Raw genomic sequence first — 17,125 nt, 5'->3', positions numbered from 1 at the left:
GATGATATTTCAGCACATCGTAGTTTAGGCGTGATAAAATAGCACGCAGTTTCATATAGGATTGGTCTATGCAGTTTGTTCATCTTGGTATTCATACCGAATTTTCGATTACCGAATCGATTGTACGTATACCTGATCTGATTAAAGCTGCTGCATCTGATGAAATGCCTGCTTTAGCCATCACTGACCTCTCTAACCTGCATGCCGCAGTCAAGTTTTATAATAAAGCATTAGGTAAAGGCATTAAGCCTATTTTCGGCAGTGTGATTCGTCTCAATGATGCCAACCATAAAGCAACCCTGCTTGCAATGACCAATAAAGGTTGGCGTGGACTGACAGAAATCGTTTCTCGAGGTTTTATTGAAGGTCAACAACTTTCAATTCCATGTATTCAAAAGCAATGGATACTTGAACAATCCGAAGATATCATTGTTCTATTAGGTCTACACAGTGATGTAGGTGAAATGCTCTGTTCAGCATACCCAGAAAAAGCTGAACCTTTACTTGAGCAGTGGATTGAAAAATTTGGCAATCGGGTCTATTTGGCGCTAACTCGAACAGGTCGTCCACTTGAAGAAGACTTCAATCAAGAAGCCGTTAAACTTGCCGCAAAATATAAGATTGGTGTGGTTGCACACAATGATGTGCATTTTATCACCGCAGAAGATTATGAAGCGCATGAAGCGCGCGTCTGTATTGCCGATGGATATGTGTTAGGTGACAATAAACGTCCAAAAAACTACAGTCCTGAACAATATTTTAAAACATCTGCTGAGATGATTGAACTATTTGCTGATCTTCCAAGTGCTATTGAAAATACACTGCAAATTGCAAAACGTTGCACAGTCTCTCTGCGTTTAGGCTTCCATGACCTGCCTGATTATCCGATTCCTGAAGGTCACACCATTCACTCCTATTTCGAGCATCTGTCTGAAATTGGTTTAGAAGAACGTTTAGACTTTCTTTATCCTGTTGAAACACGAAATGAAGATTGGGCGGAAATTCGTAAACCTTATGATGAGCGACTGGCTTATGAGTTGGGCATCATTAACAAAATGGATTTCCCTGGTTATTTTTTAATCGTCATGGACTTCATTCAATGGTCAAAAAACAATGGTGTTCCAGTTGGTCCGGGACGTGGTTCGGGTGCAGGCTCACTGGTTGCATATAGTTTAAAAATCACCGACTTAGATCCACTTCGTTATGATCTACTCTTCGAACGCTTCTTAAATCCAGAACGGGTATCCATGCCCGACTTTGATATTGATTTCTGTATCGCAGGGCGAGATAAAGTTATTGATTATGTGGCACGCCACTACGGTCGTGATGCTGTATCACAAATTGCGACATTCGGTACCATGGCGGCTAAAGGTGCAATTCGAGATGTCGCTCGAGTTTTAGGAAAATCTTACGGTTTGGCTGATCGTATTTCCAAAATGATTCCAACAAAACCTTTAGGTTTAACTTTAGAAGAATCTATTGAAGCAGAACCCCAACTCAAAGATATCGTCACCAATCCATCCAATCCAGATTATGACGATGCTGCTGAAATTTGGGAAATGGCGCTTAAGCTTGAAGGTATTACCCGAAATACAGGTAAACACGCTGGTGGTGTAGTGATTGCACCCACCAAGATTACTGATTATTCAGCAATCCTCTGTGAAGCTGACGGTACGGGTCGAGTTGCACAATTCGATAAAGATGATGTCGAAGCGGCAGGCTTAGTTAAATTCGACTTCTTGGGGCTACGTAACCTTACTGTAATTGAAGATGCAGTTCAAAATATCAATAAGCGAATTCAATCGGATCAACCATTAAACATTTCAAATATTATTTTGGATGATCCAAAAGCTTATGCTGTTTTTGCTGATGCAAATACAACAGCGGTGTTTCAGTTTGAATCCGTGGGCATGAAAAAAATGCTCAAAGAAGCTCGCCCGAGTAAATTTGAAGAAATTATTGCCTTCGTTTCTTTATATCGCCCAGGTCCTATGGATCTAATTCCTGACTTTATTCATCGTATGCATGGCGGTGAATTTGAATATTTACACCCGCTGCTCGAAGGTGTACTTGAACCGACTTATGGGATTATGGTGTACCAAGAACAGGTTATGCAAGCAGCACAGTTTTGTGCAGGCTATACCCTCGGTGGTGCGGACTTACTTCGTCGTGCAATGGGTAAAAAGAAAGTCGAGGAGATGGTCAAACAACGTGCCACCTTCATTGAAGGTGCTGCGAAAAAGGATATTGATGAGGCTACCGCAAACCATATCTTTGACTATATGGAAAAATTCGCAGGTTATGGTTTTAACAAATCACATGCAGCAGCCTATGCTTTAGTTGCCTATCAAACCGCTTGGTTAAAAGCACATTACCCTTCGGAGTTTATGGCTGCGGTCATGTCTTCGGAAATGCAAAATACTGATAATATTGTATTTCTAATTGATGACTGTCGAATCAACAATTTAGTTGTATTGCCTCCATCCGTGAATATGTCGTTCTATCAGTTCTATGCCAGTGATGCGACAACCATTATTTATGGTTTAGGGGCAATTAAAGGTGTCGGTGAACAAGCCATGCAGTCCGTGATTGACTCACGTGAACAAGATGGTCCATACAAAGATTTATTTGATTTTTGCCACCGTGTAGATTTGAAAAAAATCAATAAACGAACCTTGGAAGCCTTAATCCGTGCAGGTGCACTGGATTGTTTAGGTATTGAACGTTCGAGCTTAATGGCTCAACTTCCTGAAGCTGTTCAAGCAGCAGAACAGGCCCGATCAAACCGTGAAACAGGCATTATGGATCTGTTTGGTGAAGTTGAAGAAGTTCAACGTAAACCAGCCAAACCTGTGAAAGCGTGGTCAGATGAGGTACGCTTAAAAGGTGAAAAAGATACGCTTGGCTTATACCTGACTGGTCACCCAATTGATGTATATCGTCCTGAATTAAAAGCATTTATCCCTCATAAGATTAATGAACTGACACCAACACGTCGTGGTGTAACTACAGTGTTTGCCGGCTTAGTGGTCGATGTGGCTAACTTCCCCAATCGTATGGTCATCACATTGGATGATGGTACAGCACGTATTGAAGTTTCCTCCAATCATGAGCGTTTCCAACGCTTTAAAGATATCATTCAGAATGAAAAAGTGGTGGTGATTGAAGGTGAAATCTATGAACGAGAAGGCTTTGATCGTCCAATGGGGCGCTTAACCAAAGCGTTTACACTCAATGAAATTCGTCAAAAACGTGCCAATAATATTGCGATTAAATTAAACCCAGAAGTCATCAGCAAAACCTTAGCCTCAGATATTCAAAAAATTTTACTGCCATTTTGCAATGTAGATATGTGCCAACATATCCCTATACACATTTTACTGGACTATGATTATGCAACGGCTGATTTGCATTTTGGACAACAATGGAAAGTTGCACCTTTAGATGAACTCTTATCAAAATTACGAGACTATTTTGGTAAGGAGTCGATTCATATTGAATACCATGTCAAATCTAAGGCGGCTATGGCAGTTGACCATCGTGAATTGGCACAAACTACTCAAGTTGCACCACCTCCAGACAATATGAGCATGGATGATGCAATGGATGAGTATCTCGCTGATGCAAGTCAATACTCCTAACATCCCCTATCTTCTCTTTATTTAATTTTTGGAACATCAATGGACATTTTTGACAATGCTGTGATTTCACAGCATTTAAGTCATGTACGTATTGTGATGGTCAATACCACACTGCCTGCAAATATTGGTAGCGCCTTACGTGCAATGAAAACAATGGGATTATCTAAATTGGTTTTAGTCGCACCTAAAACTTATCCACATCCAGATATTGACGCTTTGGCAGCAGGCGCAACAGATTTAATCGAACAGATTGAAATTGTAGAATGCCTAGAAGATGCAATCAAAGACTGCCATTTAGTGTTTGGTACCAGCGCACGTAGCCGTACTATTCCATGGCCGTTGTTAGATGCTCGCCCTGCCGCAGAAAAATCAATGCAGTCTGTGATTCACAGTCAACAGGAGGTTGCTGTCGTTTTTGGTCGAGAAGACCGTGGACTGACCAATGAAGAACTTGCACTAGCAAACTACCATGTCACAATTCCTGTGAATAGTGATTATGGCGTATTGAATGTCGCTCAAGCTATTCAGGTGATCTGCTATGAAATGCGTATGGCGACCTTGGCACTGGCAGAGAAAACTGTTGATACGCAAGCCGTGATGCAAGTAACAGACTCAACTGATATGCACTGGGATGAACCACTGGTCACACATGAACAGATGGAACAATTTTATCCCCACATCGAAAAAATGTTGGCTGAAATTGAATTTTTAGACCCTAAAAACCCTCGTCTTCTTCCTTTACGGTTGCGTCGATTATTTGGGCGTATACAATTAGATAAGATGGAATATCATTTATTAAGGGGCATTTTTAGCCGAGTTCAAGCCCTAAATAATGGTACATGGAAAAAGTCAAAACATGAGGATCAAAACTAATGCTAAAACAGCTTAAAGAAGACATCCAAGCTGTATTTGCGCGAGATCCTGCTGCGCGAAATACATTTGAAGTTTTAACCACATACCCAGGCATACATGCATTAATTATGCATCGTGTCGCTCATGAATTATGGGAAAAAGATTGTAAAACTTCAGCCAGAATCTTGTCTTCTTTCAGTCGTTTTGCAACAGGAATTGAAATTCATCCCGGTGCTAAGATCGGCAAACGTTTCTTTATTGATCATGGCATGGGTGTGGTTATCGGTGAAACTGCTGAAATTGGAGATGATGTGACCTTGTATCATGGCGTTACGCTCGGTGGTACAACATGGAATACTGGTAAGCGCCACCCAACACTTGCCGATGGTGTAGTCGTAGGTGCCGGAGCAAAAATCTTGGGTCCATTTGTGGTAGGTAAAAATGCCAAGGTTGGTTCAAATGCAGTAGTTACTAAAGCAGTTCCTGATGGTGCAACAGCCGTAGGCAACCCTGCTCGCTTTATTACTAAAGACAAAGAAGTTATTACAACCGCAGAACCGCGTTGTCCTGAGCAAATTGCCAATACCGTTGAAAATACTGAGTTCCAAGCCTATGCAGCAACTCAAGAACAACCCGACCCAATGCTTGAAGGTATGCGCGTGTTGTTAGATCGGCTTGAACAAAACGAACAACGTATCCATAGTTTATGTACACGCCTATCGATTTTAGATCCAACATTTAATTTACAACAAACGATAGAACAACCTTTAAGCGATGAAGAAATCAAAATCATTGAAGAAGTTAGACGCGAATGTGAAGCACAAAAAACGTCTTCAAAAGCTTAGGGCATATTGATATTTTCTAATCTGTTGATGTTGGCTAAATGGTTTGCGTTGTAGTCTAAAATTCAGCATAAAATAACCAAATACTAGCGTTGTTTTTAAATTTCATGACGAATTGACAACAAATCCTCATGTATAATTTTTAATAATACGAACTAAATCAAGTTGCATGTTCAGACGTCTTTTCATAGACTGATGCGCATGCAGTTTTTTTAATATAAATTAATGGAAGAAACACATGACGATTAAGCCTTTGGCATATGCATTGCTCGCAACATCATTACTTACTGCGTGTTCTATTACACCGACCAAACAAAGTAACAAAATAGATGCAAATGAGCCTTTCATTTATACTGAACCAGAATTATCACCACCCTTTTATGCATTAAATCCATTCGACTACACGCAACCACCTGTTTTTGAAATTGAATTGAAAAAAGCTGCTGCCCAACCTGTCAATAAACTAGAAGTGACCGATCCAGCGAATCCAAATCAAAAAATTGTACTGGATACCAATAAATTAATTGTACCTACAGTGAACAGCTCGCAACGTGCTATGAAATATGCTGTTTTAGCAGGTAGCAATGAAATTGACATTACGGCGATTGATGATTTCTTGCAAATGGTTGAAGGTAAAGCGCGTCATTACCCACCACAATTTAGCGACCGTAAAGAACGTAAAGGTTTTGAAGGCAAATTAAAAGAAGTGTCTACTCAACTCGACCAACTTGCTGCTGCACCGAATGCTTCTTTTGATATTCTGATTCGTGCATTTAAAGCCAGTATTCTCGGGCGTAACCTTGACCTTGGTTCTTCTTATACAACCAAATCATTGGATTATGCACAACGTATCCTGAAGATCAATAAAGAAGACCCAGAGGCAAACTTATGGTTTGGTTTCTCTTTATCTGAAGGTGGTGGTCAAAAAGAAGCGATACCATATTTAGACAAAGCAATGAAAGCTGGTGTTCAAGAGGCTTATCTATCTTCTGCCAATAATTATATTGGTATGGAACAAAAGAAAAATGCTGTCCAAACTTTGAAAAACTATAAAGTGAAATACCCAGAAGAAGCGGAAGTTGCTGATCGCTTGATTCAAGAAATTGAAAAACAAGGTCGTTATAATGTTTGGCAAGTGATGAAAAACCCAGCTCTCGCGAAATAATTTCTAGGCTGAAAAAATAGACTGAGCATTCAGTCTATTTTTTTGCTTATAAATTGAAATTCTAGAAAACTATCGTATTATTCAGAAAAGATTGATCTCGTTAATGTTTATGCAAAACTCAAAAAATAAAATTTTGCTCTATGTTTTAGCCATCAGCCCATTGATTTTCTCTGGATGTCAGGTTGTAAGTGTAAAAAATCAAAAGGTTAATGTTACGATCGCCAATGAGCGTGATAGCATTTTAACACGCTCCAAAATGAGTGAGGCAAGTTTAAATGTGCTCTCCATGACGGGTCGTGAAGCAAAATCATGTGCAGAAGAACCTGAAAAATGTGTTGCAGATTTGGCTAAAATCCCACAGATTCAAGATGAACAATTGCTGTCTACAGCCAGCGAAATCTATCTGACTAAAGCAATTAATTTAGCTGACTCATCCAATTGTAAAATCAGCGTATTTTCTAAGCATCAATCTACAGAAAAGCAGCAAAGCACCCAGAAAAATTATGAACAATGTTTAGACCAACAAATGGTCATGTTGGATAACAGCATTCGTTATAGTTATGCTTATTTATTTAAGACAGAACGCCAACCCCAAGATCGTATTTTCAATAACCGACAGGTTCAAATACGTGATTTTTACAATCAGGCATTGGCAAAGCTCATTTCCACCTATGCGACACGACATAAAAATCAAAAAGTCGCCAAACAAATCAAAGTGGGAACAAGTACATACCGCATCAATTTTAATGGCTATCCTGCAATTGCCAATACAGAGTTAGAAGATCTCGTCTCCAGTTACAATCTAAACTTTTCAGGTTTACGCTCGATCAACCGTAGAGATGGTTTCGGCGCAGAGTTTGTTGCGATTTTACCGAAAACTGATGCCCCTGAAGAAAACAAATATATTGTCAATCCGTTTGAATACCAATATAAACACGGCATAAATCCCAACATCCACCAACCACGTTATTTATCGGTGAGTATTGCGGCTCAACCTGAAAATGCCAATGAATCATTGCACAACATCTTGCATAGCCCAAATTTCCAGTTAAATATTTATGATCCTTATAGTGTCGAAAATATTAAAATTGGTGGTAAACAATACCCGCTTGCAGCTAATTTTTCTGCACCATATGGTTTATGGCTTGCACAAAATAATTTAGGAATCGCTGCATATCTTAGCTTAATTGATCGCGATCAAAGCTTGACCATGCCACACTTATACATGCTTGAACCCTATAACCCCAATAAGAAAGTCATTGTATTGGTGCATGGTTTAGCCAGTAGCCCAGAAGCATGGATTCGACTAACCAACGATATTATGGGAGACAATGTCCTCCGCGAACACTATCAGGTTTGGCAAATTTTCTATTCAACCAATATGCCAATTTTAGAAAGTCGTTATCAAATCAATGCGATCATCAATCAAAGCTTTGCCTCAATTGACCAAAAATCAGCCTCTGCAAAAGATGCCGTATTGATTGGGCACAGTATGGGTGGCATTATCGCACGCCTATTGGTCAGTGATGCTGATCTCACTCAGCCTGCATTAAAAATGCTGAATAACCGTAAGTTTGATAAATTCAAAGATGATCCGATCTTTAAAGCACGTTTAACCATTCAATCCGTACCCAACTTTGATCGTGCCATTTTTATTTCAGCACCTCACCGTGGTACAGCATTTGCTGACCGATGGTTTACATTGGCTGCTCGGCGTATCATCAAACTACCAGGCGCGTTTCTCGGTGCTTTAGCAGACTCGATTGATGAACGTGATCTAAATGCGAAAAACTTTTTAAAAGATGTAGGTCATGGAATTATTCAGAATGGACCAAGTGATCTAAGCCATAATTCCAAATTTACCCAATTAACTGAAAATGTAATGCCAAAAAAAGCAATGGTCTATCATTCAATCATGGGCAATATTACGGACAGTAAAGACCCCAAAGTCATGACTGATGGTGTCGTTCCTTATACCAGTTCACACCTTGATGGTGCCGCTTCTGAAGTAATCATCAAAGGTGGACATTCAATTCAAGAGACACCTGAAGCAGTATTAGAACTTCGCCGTATTTTAAGATTACATCTGATTGAACTTGGTATATATAAACCCTAAGAAACATAGTAAAACGCCAGTCAAATTGACTGGCGTTTTTAACGAGTATGCGTTTAAAATTTTCTTTGACGAAAACAAACTACAAAAAAAATTATTCACCATTTCCTGTAAATAAGGCGACAACATCAGCTTCAGTCAGCTTTTTGGTCTGATTTTCAAAATTATAAAAAGCGGGTTTATTGTCGATATAAATTTCCATATCAAAGTGAATATCTTGTGGTTGTTCATCTAAAGCAAAAGCATTGATATTACAGTAGCTTTGATCTTTAGTACGCCAAAATAAATTGGTCCCACAAGCATTGCAAAAACCGCGCTCACCCCATTCTGATGAATCATAAATACTTAAATGATCGTTGTTAATAAAGTTTAATCCGCCCTGTTCGACATCAATGGTCATGATCACACCACTGGTTTGTCTGCGACAAATTGAGCAATGACAAGCATGTACATGATGATTTTTTAATTCCACATTGAATGTTGTTTTTCCACAGACACATTGCCCTTTCATAGATATATCCTTGTTTTTAGAAATTTCCAGTTACGGTACTATATATATTTAACTGTTGATGTTATGGTGAAGCATAGATTTTTTATACAAATCTGAATTTTGTAATCTAATTATAATTGAAAACTAACATAATTAGCTCTAGATTAATAATCACTACAATTTAAATAGAATAGTTGGAAAACTATGCGTTATAAGATTATAGATGTTTATAAGCTTCATCATATTCAACGGTATATTGCAAAATGTCTAAAAACTCAATCACCACAGTTTATTGTGATTGAAAGCCATCAGACCTTGTGTAAAGAATTAGATATTATTGATGTGGATTTAAGTCAATCGGTTGCAACATGGGCAACAGGTGAAAAAATAGCGTTAAAAATACTGCACAAATCCGATCATATCGAAAAATTTTACGATATCGAATACTAAAAAATTATTCCTTTTTCCAAAAATATTTGACAGCCATCATCAAGCATTTTATTTTAATATTTAAGTTCCTTTTTAGAACTTTAATAATAGGACGAAGTGATGAAACAGCTACAAGAAATGACTGGACTAGAATTTTTACAAGCCATGGCAAATGGGGATATTCCAAGAGCATCCATCAGTGAAACAATACCGATGGATTTACATGAAATCGCCCCAGGTTATGCCTGTTTTAAAGTCAAAGCGGATCAACGCCATTTAAATCCTTTAGGTGGCGTACATGGTGGTTTTGCCGCTACCGCATTAGATTCAGCAACAGGTTGTGCGATACATACCACATTGGAGGCAGGTGTTGGTTATGGCACCATCGACTTAAATGTAAAAATGTGCCGCCCTGTCCCGAAAGACAAAGAATTACTTGCCACTGGTCAAGTCATTAATTCAAGTAAAAATCTGGCAATTTCTGAGGCAAAACTGGTTGATGAAGATGGCAAGTTATATGCACATGCCACAGCGACCTGTATGATTATTCGTCCATAAACGAATCAGTTGTGCTATTCATCATGAATAGCACTTATTCTGTATCAGCCTGCTGCTTCTCTATCAATTGGATTTTACCCATTTTAAGTTGCTTAGATGCATCATCCCATTCTAAATTACGTTTACACATGATTGCTTCGGCTCGACTGATTTCATCCATATTTTGACCGCAATAGCCACCCCCCACTTCGATTTGCACGATCGCCTTGGGTTGATACTCTAAAACCTGATATGAAAAAACAGTGCTGTTAAAAATCTCTTGAATGCTTTTACCATCTTTAGATTGATAGATCACCAGTTGATCACCACCATGACCTCTAAATACTCCATCCTCAATACAATAAATTGAATCAGGTTCATAGATATATTCTGGTTGTTCATCCCCCATTAAATCGACTATCTTTATGATACTGTTCAAATCTTGTTTTTCAGGTGTTTGACAGCGTTGTTCTGCCTCAGTCACTTGTTTAATCAAGGCTTCTGGATAAGTAATAGTTGAAGTATTGGCGTTCTTTTTAGGCTCTGAAACAGTCGGTGGGATTTCTACTTCAGGTTCGCTTTTCACTTGACTTGCGACTGCTTGAGAATCAATCGACTGCTGTTGTGTTTTTATATCTTCTTGAGATTGCTTATGTTTCTGACAAGCCGTCAAAAATAAGATACTGCTCAGCACAACAAGATTTAAAATTTTCAAAATATTCTCTCATTCAGTGTTTCTATATATTTGATATTGAATAAAGATGCCGAATCGCAATTTACGTTGACAATATCATTTTGATTTTTTGACATATCATTTTTTAACAATAAGCCATTATTTATAAAGATGATAAAGATTTAGATAAATTCATTTTAGCACTTTCTTCCAAATGCGCTCTAAAATATTCAGTCTGATACAAAGGTTGCATGAGATAAAAATGCTGTAGCACTTCTGCCCTTTTTACTTGATAAAGCTCTTGTTCTACCCATGCATACTCTAATCGAATCTGCTGTTCATATTGCAGAAAACGTGCCTCAGAGCTCCCCAAAATCGCCAGATCAATATCCAATAAATAATTAAGATCATCTTCTTGAGAGGGCTGATGCTTTTGAGTTGCAATAATCCATTGATACGCTTTTTCAACAACAGACTGTTTAAACGTATTCTGACAGCGCTTTAACATAAGTTCAGCACTTTGCACTTCATTGTCTATGGCTTGAGGGTTATACACCACATCATGGAACCAAATCGCCAACTCAACAGCCGTAGGATCGTCTAAGTAAGCCTTCACTTGATGAAATAAATTCAGACATTCCACAATATGTTGCAGTGTATGATAATGCCGTTGAGGCTCAGTATAAGCACGCAATAAAACTTCATACAAAAGATTATCTTGTACTTTAGACATCTCGGCTTTTTGGGTAAACTCAAGCCAATACTTATGGAATAAATTGACGATACTTTCAGTGCTATCTATGATCATATGTATAGGATACATGCTACTTTTATCTATTAATACAACATTTTTGGCTGTAATCACATGATCAATAAATCAAAATTTTCAGCACCTACACATTTAAATCATTTTGTCACTTATCAACATGAAGCTTATTTTAATGACCTAATGGAGATCGAATGGCGAGGACAAATACAATCTTCTACACAGAATAAGCGCTTTAAGATTAAATATTATGGTGAGCTGTTTGAAGAATATCAGCTCATTTGTGGGACAGATTTTGCACCTGAATTGATATACGCGTTCGATATTGAAAGCAATGAAGAAATATTACTTTTTGATGGGGCAAAACATGGTTACGATCCAATGTTTTGCGATGAGTTTACCAACGAACAACTGACTAACCGACCATTAATACATGAATATAAAGATCAGGACGATCAAACTGTTTTTAATGTCATCGTAAAGGTCTATCACAATATTGACTACAATGACATTGAAGAAATCGAGAGTTTAGCCAATCCAGTTGGGGAAATTGAACTCATTTCAGGGGAAATTATTTCAGTAGATCAGCTTAAGGCAAATGCATTTGATTTTATTCAAATCATGGTGATGAATTCTTTAGGTAATCTATATCGTATTTTTGAACGCGAATTGGCTTAATGCTAAGCCAATTCTCAAAATCAATGATCTTTTAAGCTGCTTGCTCATCACGCTTGAATACAAGCTCACCTTTCAATGAACTTTCAGCATCAAAATAATAACCGTCCAGATTAAATGATTTTAAATCATCTAATTTTTCCAATTGATTTTGTATGATGTAGCGTGCCATTAAGCCACGTGCTTTTTTGGCATAGAAGCTGATCACTTTATACTGACCATTTTTCTGATCTAAAAATACAGGTTTAATGATATCTGCCTGAATTTTTGCTTCCTTAACTGATTTATAATATTCATCAGAAGCGATATTCACCAACAACTTTGAATTACTTTGCTGCAAGTCTTCATTGATGAGTTGAGTGATGCGTTCTCCCCAAAAATCATAAAGATTATGACCACGCTCATTGGCAAGTTTAATCCCCATTTCTAAACGATATGGCATCATTAAATCCAATGGACGCAATAAACCATATAATCCTGAAAGACTACGCAAATGATCTTGTGCAAACTTTAAATCATCTTGCGACAAACTATAAGCATCTAGCCCAGTGTATACATCGCCTTTAAATGCAAAAATGGCTTGTCGAGCATTAGAAAAATCAAAATCAGCATTCCAATCACGGAAACGTTCAACATTTAAATTGGCAATCTTCTCACTAACATGCATTAAACGAGCAATATCGGATGCAGATAGTTTACGACTTAGGTCTATAAGCTGTTGAGATTGGTCTAATAGTCTTGGTAAAGTGTGGCTATCAGTCGGCAGTGCGGTTTCGTAATCGAGCGTCTTAGCAGGGGAAATTAAGGCGAGCATGGTCTTCCTGATCAAAAAATAACTAATCAAACTATAACAGTCGGAATATTTTAATTCCAATTCATGTTTTCTGTGAGCAGAATCGGTAAACTATATCACTTCCCTGCTTTATGATCGTTTAAATTATGTCCGAACAACTGTTCATTCAAGGTTCGGTTGGCAAAATCGAAGTTTTTGTTGACTATCCTGTGGGCGAAGTAAAAGGATTTGCTGTCGTTTGTCATCCTCACCCACTTCAAGGTGGTACCCCTCAACATAAAGTTCCAGCTTTACTTGCACAAATTCTCAACGAACAAGGTTGTGTCGTTTATCGCCCAAGCTTTCGAGGTTCAGGACAAAGTGATGGTGTCCATGATGAAGGTTTTGCCGAAACTGAAGACATTTTAGATGTCATCAAATACGTTAGACAATTACACAAAAGTCTACCTTTCTATGTTGGCGGATTTAGTTTTGGTGCGCATGTGATGGCAAAAGCCTATCATGCCTTACCTGACGAAATTAAACCCAAACAAGTGATTTTATGTGGCTTGCCAACTTCTACAGTTGATGGTTTACGCCATTATGTTACACCACCGATCAAAGGCGATATTCTCTTTGTTCATGGTGAAGCAGACCCGACCACTAAACTCAGTGATTTAATTGAATGGGCAAAACCACAACGCCATTTGATCACCGTTCTTCCGGGCGCTAACCATTTCTTTACAGGTTATTTAAAACAATTACGTGTTGCAATTTCACGTTTCTTATTAGTGCCTTAACGCAGTATTACAGAAAAAATGAAATCAATAAGGTGGTTCACTCACCTTATTGATATGTTTATATCATCCCACTGTAACCCAAATTTCGCTAAATACTTTTTCACACGATCACTGTCATTGGTACTTTGCCTCTGCTCACGTGATACAGAAAATAATCGCCGTCCTGCGTCTGCCATGGATTTCGACTTTTGGCATATTTCGATGACTCCTTGTAACTGAATACGATCAAACTCATCAATTTGCGCTATTTGTTCACGGGTTAAAATATCTGTCAATATAGAAGGCTTGTTGCCCTTTTCTTGCTCAGAGATATTCCAAATACGTTGAAGCCGTTGAATTTCAGTATTTACTTCGTTTAAGCCAATCCGCTCCCCATTTGCCAATGTCGCCATTCGAGTCACGCTTGCAGTAAGATCTCGAAAGTTGCCTTGCCAAATTGCCTCTACTGATTGAGCAAATTTTAAGTATTTTTCAAGTGCATCACTATGAAAGCGCAATTGTCGTTGATGTGCAGTAGCAAAGCGCTGTAATTCAAATGTGATATTTGGTTCAATATCTTCAACACGATCTTTTAGACTGGGTAAGAAGAATGTCCATGTATTTAAGCGTGCCCATAAATCTTCTCGAAAGCGACCTGCTCTAACTTCTTCACGTAAATCTCGATTAGTCCCAGCAATCAATTGAAAATCAGCTTGAACTTCTTTATCACTTCCCACAGGGAAGAAAGATTTATCTTCCAGTGCCTTAAGTAACATTGCTTGTTCATCCAGTCCTAATTCACCAATTTCATCGAGAAATAAGATGCCGTTATCCGCACTTTTTAAATAACCAGTACGTGCTGCAATCGCGCCCGTAAATGCGCCTTTGTGATGACCAAATAAAGTGGACATTGCACTATCACCCACCAAAGTTGCACAGTTCACGTCAATAAATCGACCAGCGAGATGAAATTTTTCCTTTTTCAGTTGATAAATTTGCTTGGCCAAATGTGATTTGCCCACACCAGTTGCACCCATAATTAAAATCGGTGCGCTTGAACGGGTGGCAACCAATTCAACCTCTTGAATGAGTTGATTAAAACCTTTATTTTTTGTCGCAATATTGGCTTTTAACTGTTGCCAATTTTCGGATTGCTCATGTTCAAAACGCTGTGTTAATGCTGCATACCGTGACAAGTCCAAATCAATGATGCGGTATTCACCTTCAGGCTGCTGTTTTCCTGTGGGTGAGCTTTGAATGAGTTTTGCAGGCAAATAGTGCGCATCAATCAAGAGATACCAGCAGATCTGAGCGACATGTGTACCTGTCGTAATATGCAGTAAATAATGATTATTATCGGTATCAAAAGGATAGGATTTTACAAAATCGTAGAGTGCTCCATACATATCCGAGAAATCCCAAGGATCTCGAATATTGACTTTGTGTCCTGTGATTTTGGTCTGTGGGGAAATTTCAAAGGCGTCTTGCTGTAAATGCGCGATCAAGCCGGCATTACGTCGATCATGTAATAGCACCAACTCATCAACAACTAAATCATCATGCATCAACAAACTTATCGTAGGACGCCATCGTTGCCATCGTTCGGGCTTTTTTCCTTGATCTAAGGTAGAACCAACAAAACCAATCACAACTGTTTTTTTAAATTTTTGCATATTTCTATAAATCTATAAAAATTTATATATCTTGTCTAAATCATAGTTTTATTTTATCAATAAGCAAATATTATTCGCTGTATTGAGCCTAATATTTTTTAAAAATCACTATTTATTTTCATATACATGATCATGCTATACTACTGACGTACAAAGTTTTTACTTATTTTCCTCCATCTTTGTCTGATTCGACACTTCTTTTGATGGAACTGCCTTGCTTTGTCACAACAATAACCACAGATAAGATTTTACTACAGGCATAAATTTCCCATGTTAGAATTTACTTTTTTAGGGACATCTTCAGGTGTACCCACATTAACACGCAATGTTTCAGGCTTAGCCATTCATTATGGCAAAACTAAAGATTGGATTCTTGTCGATGCCGGTGAAGGAACACAGCATAGAGTTCAACAAGCCAAACTATCCTTACAGCACTTAAAAGCAATTTGCATTACTCATGTTCACGGCGATCATTGTTATGGCTTGATGGGCTTGCTCGCAAGTGCAGGCATGAACGGACGTAAAGATCCTATCACCATCATTGCACCTAAAGAGATTCAAGACTGGTTCGAAGCAACTCGTCATTTAACTGAGTTGTTTCTACCCTATCCGCTTCATTTTATTGACTCCCATACATTCAATAGCAGTTTTGAATTGGATGAAAAAATTTCGATTAAGGTTTACCCCTTACATCATCGTGTACCTAGTTATGCTTATGCTTTTAAAGCAACATCATTTCAGCGCAAACTGGATCATCAACGATTAGTTCAATTAGAAATTCCGAAAGGTAAGCTTTGGGGTGATTTACAACAAGGACTGACTATCGAGTGGAATGGACAATCTCTTCATGGGAAAGATTTTGTAATTGAAAATACGCAGCATGTATCTGCTATTGTCAGTGGCGATAACGACCAACCTGAATTATTGAAAAATGCGTGTAGAAATGTGGCGCTGTTAATTCATGAAACCACCTACACACAAGCGGTATTAGATAAAGTTGGTTCTGGTCCAATGCACAGCTCTGCAAAAATAGTCGCAGAATTTGCGCAAATGATGAGCCTGCCGAATTTGATTGCCACGCATCTCAGTGCGCGTTATCACGATGCTGATGGTGTTCAAAAAATTCATGATGAAATTGCAGAGTATTATCATGGTCATTTTTATATTGCTGATGATTTCCATCGCTATACACTCAGTGCGAGCGGCGAACTCACGCTTATTAAATAACTTTAGCCTTGGGGAAAGTGATTTTCCCAAGACTTCTTTAATGCTATATTCGTTTTAAATATCCGCCTATAAAAGATAAATAGTTTAGATCAAAAACTTTTTAGAATTCCTATATATCCTCTGGATTGTATTAAGCTTGTTATTTATTTTCATCATTGTTCTTGGTTTGATCAGCTATAGATAGGATTCATCAAGAATTCCAAGTTGTGTAAAAAAAAGCCACTAACCATAGTCAATCTGTTGAAAAATTCATACAGTAAAATATCATTTCTGTTGATCAATAAAATTAAAGCGATCAATATATTTTTTGATGATATAAAGCTTGCACTGCCGCGCTTTAGCTCTAGAGTTTAAATTGTTTTGCGTAGGCGATACTTTACTTTTCAGAGATGAAAAGTAACAAAAAATCTTCCGTTGAGCGAGGGGTACATCCTAATACCCCCGCTCAACATGGCGACATCCATGTCGCCTCGTGATAGCAAGACTGTTTA

At 38.2% G+C, this 17,125-nt stretch carries 15 protein-coding genes; 10 read left to right on the top strand and 5 right to left on the bottom strand.

All coding sequences use genetic code 11. From position 1 onward, the window contains the following. Positions 1-68 precede the first annotated feature (68 nt). The 5 genes from dnaE (at position 69) to TOL5_RS08365 (ending at position 8,616) form a co-directional block, all read left to right on the top strand. On the top strand, positions 69-3,641 hold the full coding sequence (gene dnaE / locus TOL5_RS08385; RefSeq protein ID WP_121775342.1) for a DNA polymerase III subunit alpha: 3,573 nt from the start codon (positions 69-71) through the stop codon (positions 3,639-3,641). Between the two features lie 39 nt (positions 3,642-3,680). After that, positions 3,681-4,514 carry an RNA methyltransferase gene (locus TOL5_RS08380; protein ID WP_004824483.1) on the top strand — a complete coding sequence of 278 codons (834 nt, stop codon included), beginning with the start codon at positions 3,681-3,683 and terminating at the stop codon, positions 4,512-4,514. Next, complete coding sequence (gene cysE / locus TOL5_RS08375; RefSeq protein ID WP_004824485.1) at positions 4,514-5,338, top strand: serine O-acetyltransferase; 825 nt, start codon at positions 4,514-4,516, stop codon at positions 5,336-5,338. Before TOL5_RS08380 ends, cysE begins: the two co-directional genes overlap by 1 nt. 235 nt (positions 5,339-5,573) lie before the next feature. After that, positions 5,574-6,500, top strand: a complete 927-nt coding sequence (locus TOL5_RS08370) for an ABUW_2363 family tetratricopeptide repeat lipoprotein (protein ID WP_121775341.1) — start codon at positions 5,574-5,576, stop codon at positions 6,498-6,500. A 103-nt stretch (positions 6,501-6,603) separates the two neighbouring features. Continuing rightward, entirely contained in the window at positions 6,604-8,616 is a 2,013-nt protein-coding gene (locus TOL5_RS08365; RefSeq protein ID WP_046761094.1) for a lipase family alpha/beta hydrolase, read from the top strand. Between the two features lie 91 nt (positions 8,617-8,707). On the opposite strand, the gene TOL5_RS08360 is transcribed toward TOL5_RS08365, so the two are convergent. Beyond that, positions 8,708-9,124 carry a GFA family protein gene (locus TOL5_RS08360; RefSeq protein WP_121775340.1) on the bottom strand — a complete coding sequence of 139 codons (417 nt, stop codon included), beginning with the start codon at positions 9,122-9,124 and terminating at the stop codon, positions 8,708-8,710. A gap of 183 nt (positions 9,125-9,307) precedes the next feature. Between TOL5_RS08360 and TOL5_RS08355 the strand changes: the two genes are divergently transcribed. Together TOL5_RS08355 and TOL5_RS08350 are read left to right on the top strand one after the other, a co-directional pair. Then, positions 9,308-9,553, top strand: coding sequence for a hypothetical protein (locus TOL5_RS08355; RefSeq protein WP_009584645.1), 246 nt, complete (start codon positions 9,308-9,310; stop codon positions 9,551-9,553). 99 nt (positions 9,554-9,652) lie between these two features. Next, positions 9,653-10,090 carry a PaaI family thioesterase gene (locus tag TOL5_RS08350; protein ID WP_005032254.1) on the top strand — a complete coding sequence of 146 codons (438 nt, stop codon included), beginning with the start codon at positions 9,653-9,655 and terminating at the stop codon, positions 10,088-10,090. A gap of 34 nt (positions 10,091-10,124) precedes the next feature. Here the strand turns inward: TOL5_RS08350 and TOL5_RS08345 are convergent, their stop codons facing one another. Both TOL5_RS08345 and TOL5_RS08340 read right to left on the bottom strand, forming a co-directional pair. After that, complete coding sequence (locus TOL5_RS08345) at positions 10,125-10,784, bottom strand: hypothetical protein (protein ID WP_121775339.1); 660 nt, start codon at positions 10,782-10,784, stop codon at positions 10,125-10,127. Positions 10,785-10,905: 121 nt separating this feature from the next. Further along, entirely contained in the window at positions 10,906-11,550 is a 645-nt protein-coding gene (locus TOL5_RS08340) for a metal-dependent hydrolase (protein WP_046761172.1), read from the bottom strand. 57 nt (positions 11,551-11,607) lie between these two features. On the opposite strand from TOL5_RS08340, the gene TOL5_RS08335 reads away from it, so the two are divergent. After that, positions 11,608-12,186: a hypothetical protein gene (locus TOL5_RS08335; RefSeq protein WP_121775338.1), complete on the top strand. Its 579-nt coding sequence runs from the start codon at positions 11,608-11,610 to the stop codon at positions 12,184-12,186. Between the two features lie 31 nt (positions 12,187-12,217). Here the strand turns inward: TOL5_RS08335 and yaaA are convergent, their stop codons facing one another. Continuing rightward, entirely contained in the window at positions 12,218-12,997 is a 780-nt protein-coding gene (yaaA, locus tag TOL5_RS08330) for a peroxide stress protein YaaA (RefSeq protein WP_004824497.1), read from the bottom strand. A gap of 125 nt (positions 12,998-13,122) precedes the next feature. On the opposite strand from yaaA, the gene TOL5_RS08325 reads away from it, so the two are divergent. Next, on the top strand, positions 13,123-13,755 hold the full coding sequence (locus TOL5_RS08325; protein ID WP_004824499.1) for an alpha/beta hydrolase: 633 nt from the start codon (positions 13,123-13,125) through the stop codon (positions 13,753-13,755). Between the two features lie 41 nt (positions 13,756-13,796). Here the strand turns inward: TOL5_RS08325 and rtcR are convergent, their stop codons facing one another. After that, complete coding sequence (gene rtcR / locus TOL5_RS08320; protein ID WP_121775337.1) at positions 13,797-15,407, bottom strand: RNA repair transcriptional activator RtcR; 1,611 nt, start codon at positions 15,405-15,407, stop codon at positions 13,797-13,799. 270 nt (positions 15,408-15,677) lie between these two features. On the opposite strand from rtcR, the gene TOL5_RS08315 reads away from it, so the two are divergent. Then, positions 15,678-16,634, top strand: coding sequence for a ribonuclease Z (locus TOL5_RS08315; protein ID WP_121775336.1), 957 nt, complete (start codon positions 15,678-15,680; stop codon positions 16,632-16,634). Positions 16,635-17,125 lie beyond the last annotated feature (491 nt).

Source organism: Acinetobacter sp. Tol 5, assembly GCF_019702905.1.
Lineage (GTDB): Bacteria > Pseudomonadota > Gammaproteobacteria > Pseudomonadales > Moraxellaceae > Acinetobacter > Acinetobacter bereziniae.
This window is presented reverse-complemented; position numbering and strand designations above follow the sequence as displayed.

Coding starts and splice junctions, on each gene's coding strand:
- dnaE (WP_121775342.1), top strand. CDS start 69: ATGCAGTTTGTTCATCTTGGTATTCATACCGAATTTTCGATTACCGAA.
- TOL5_RS08380 (WP_004824483.1), top strand. CDS start 3,681: ATGGACATTTTTGACAATGCTGTGATTTCACAGCATTTAAGTCATGTA.
- cysE (WP_004824485.1), top strand. CDS start 4,514: ATGCTAAAACAGCTTAAAGAAGACATCCAAGCTGTATTTGCGCGAGAT.
- TOL5_RS08370 (WP_121775341.1), top strand. CDS start 5,574: ATGACGATTAAGCCTTTGGCATATGCATTGCTCGCAACATCATTACTT.
- TOL5_RS08365 (WP_046761094.1), top strand. CDS start 6,604: ATGTTTATGCAAAACTCAAAAAATAAAATTTTGCTCTATGTTTTAGCC.
- TOL5_RS08360 (WP_121775340.1), bottom strand. CDS start 9,124: ATGAAAGGGCAATGTGTCTGTGGAAAAACAACATTCAATGTGGAATTA.
- TOL5_RS08355 (WP_009584645.1), top strand. CDS start 9,308: ATGCGTTATAAGATTATAGATGTTTATAAGCTTCATCATATTCAACGG.
- TOL5_RS08350 (WP_005032254.1), top strand. CDS start 9,653: ATGAAACAGCTACAAGAAATGACTGGACTAGAATTTTTACAAGCCATG.
- TOL5_RS08340 (WP_046761172.1), bottom strand. CDS start 11,550: ATGATCATAGATAGCACTGAAAGTATCGTCAATTTATTCCATAAGTAT.
- TOL5_RS08335 (WP_121775338.1), top strand. CDS start 11,608: ATGATCAATAAATCAAAATTTTCAGCACCTACACATTTAAATCATTTT.
- yaaA (WP_004824497.1), bottom strand. CDS start 12,997: ATGCTCGCCTTAATTTCCCCTGCTAAGACGCTCGATTACGAAACCGCA.
- TOL5_RS08325 (WP_004824499.1), top strand. CDS start 13,123: ATGTCCGAACAACTGTTCATTCAAGGTTCGGTTGGCAAAATCGAAGTT.
- rtcR (WP_121775337.1), bottom strand. CDS start 15,407: ATGCAAAAATTTAAAAAAACAGTTGTGATTGGTTTTGTTGGTTCTACC.
- TOL5_RS08315 (WP_121775336.1), top strand. CDS start 15,678: ATGTTAGAATTTACTTTTTTAGGGACATCTTCAGGTGTACCCACATTA.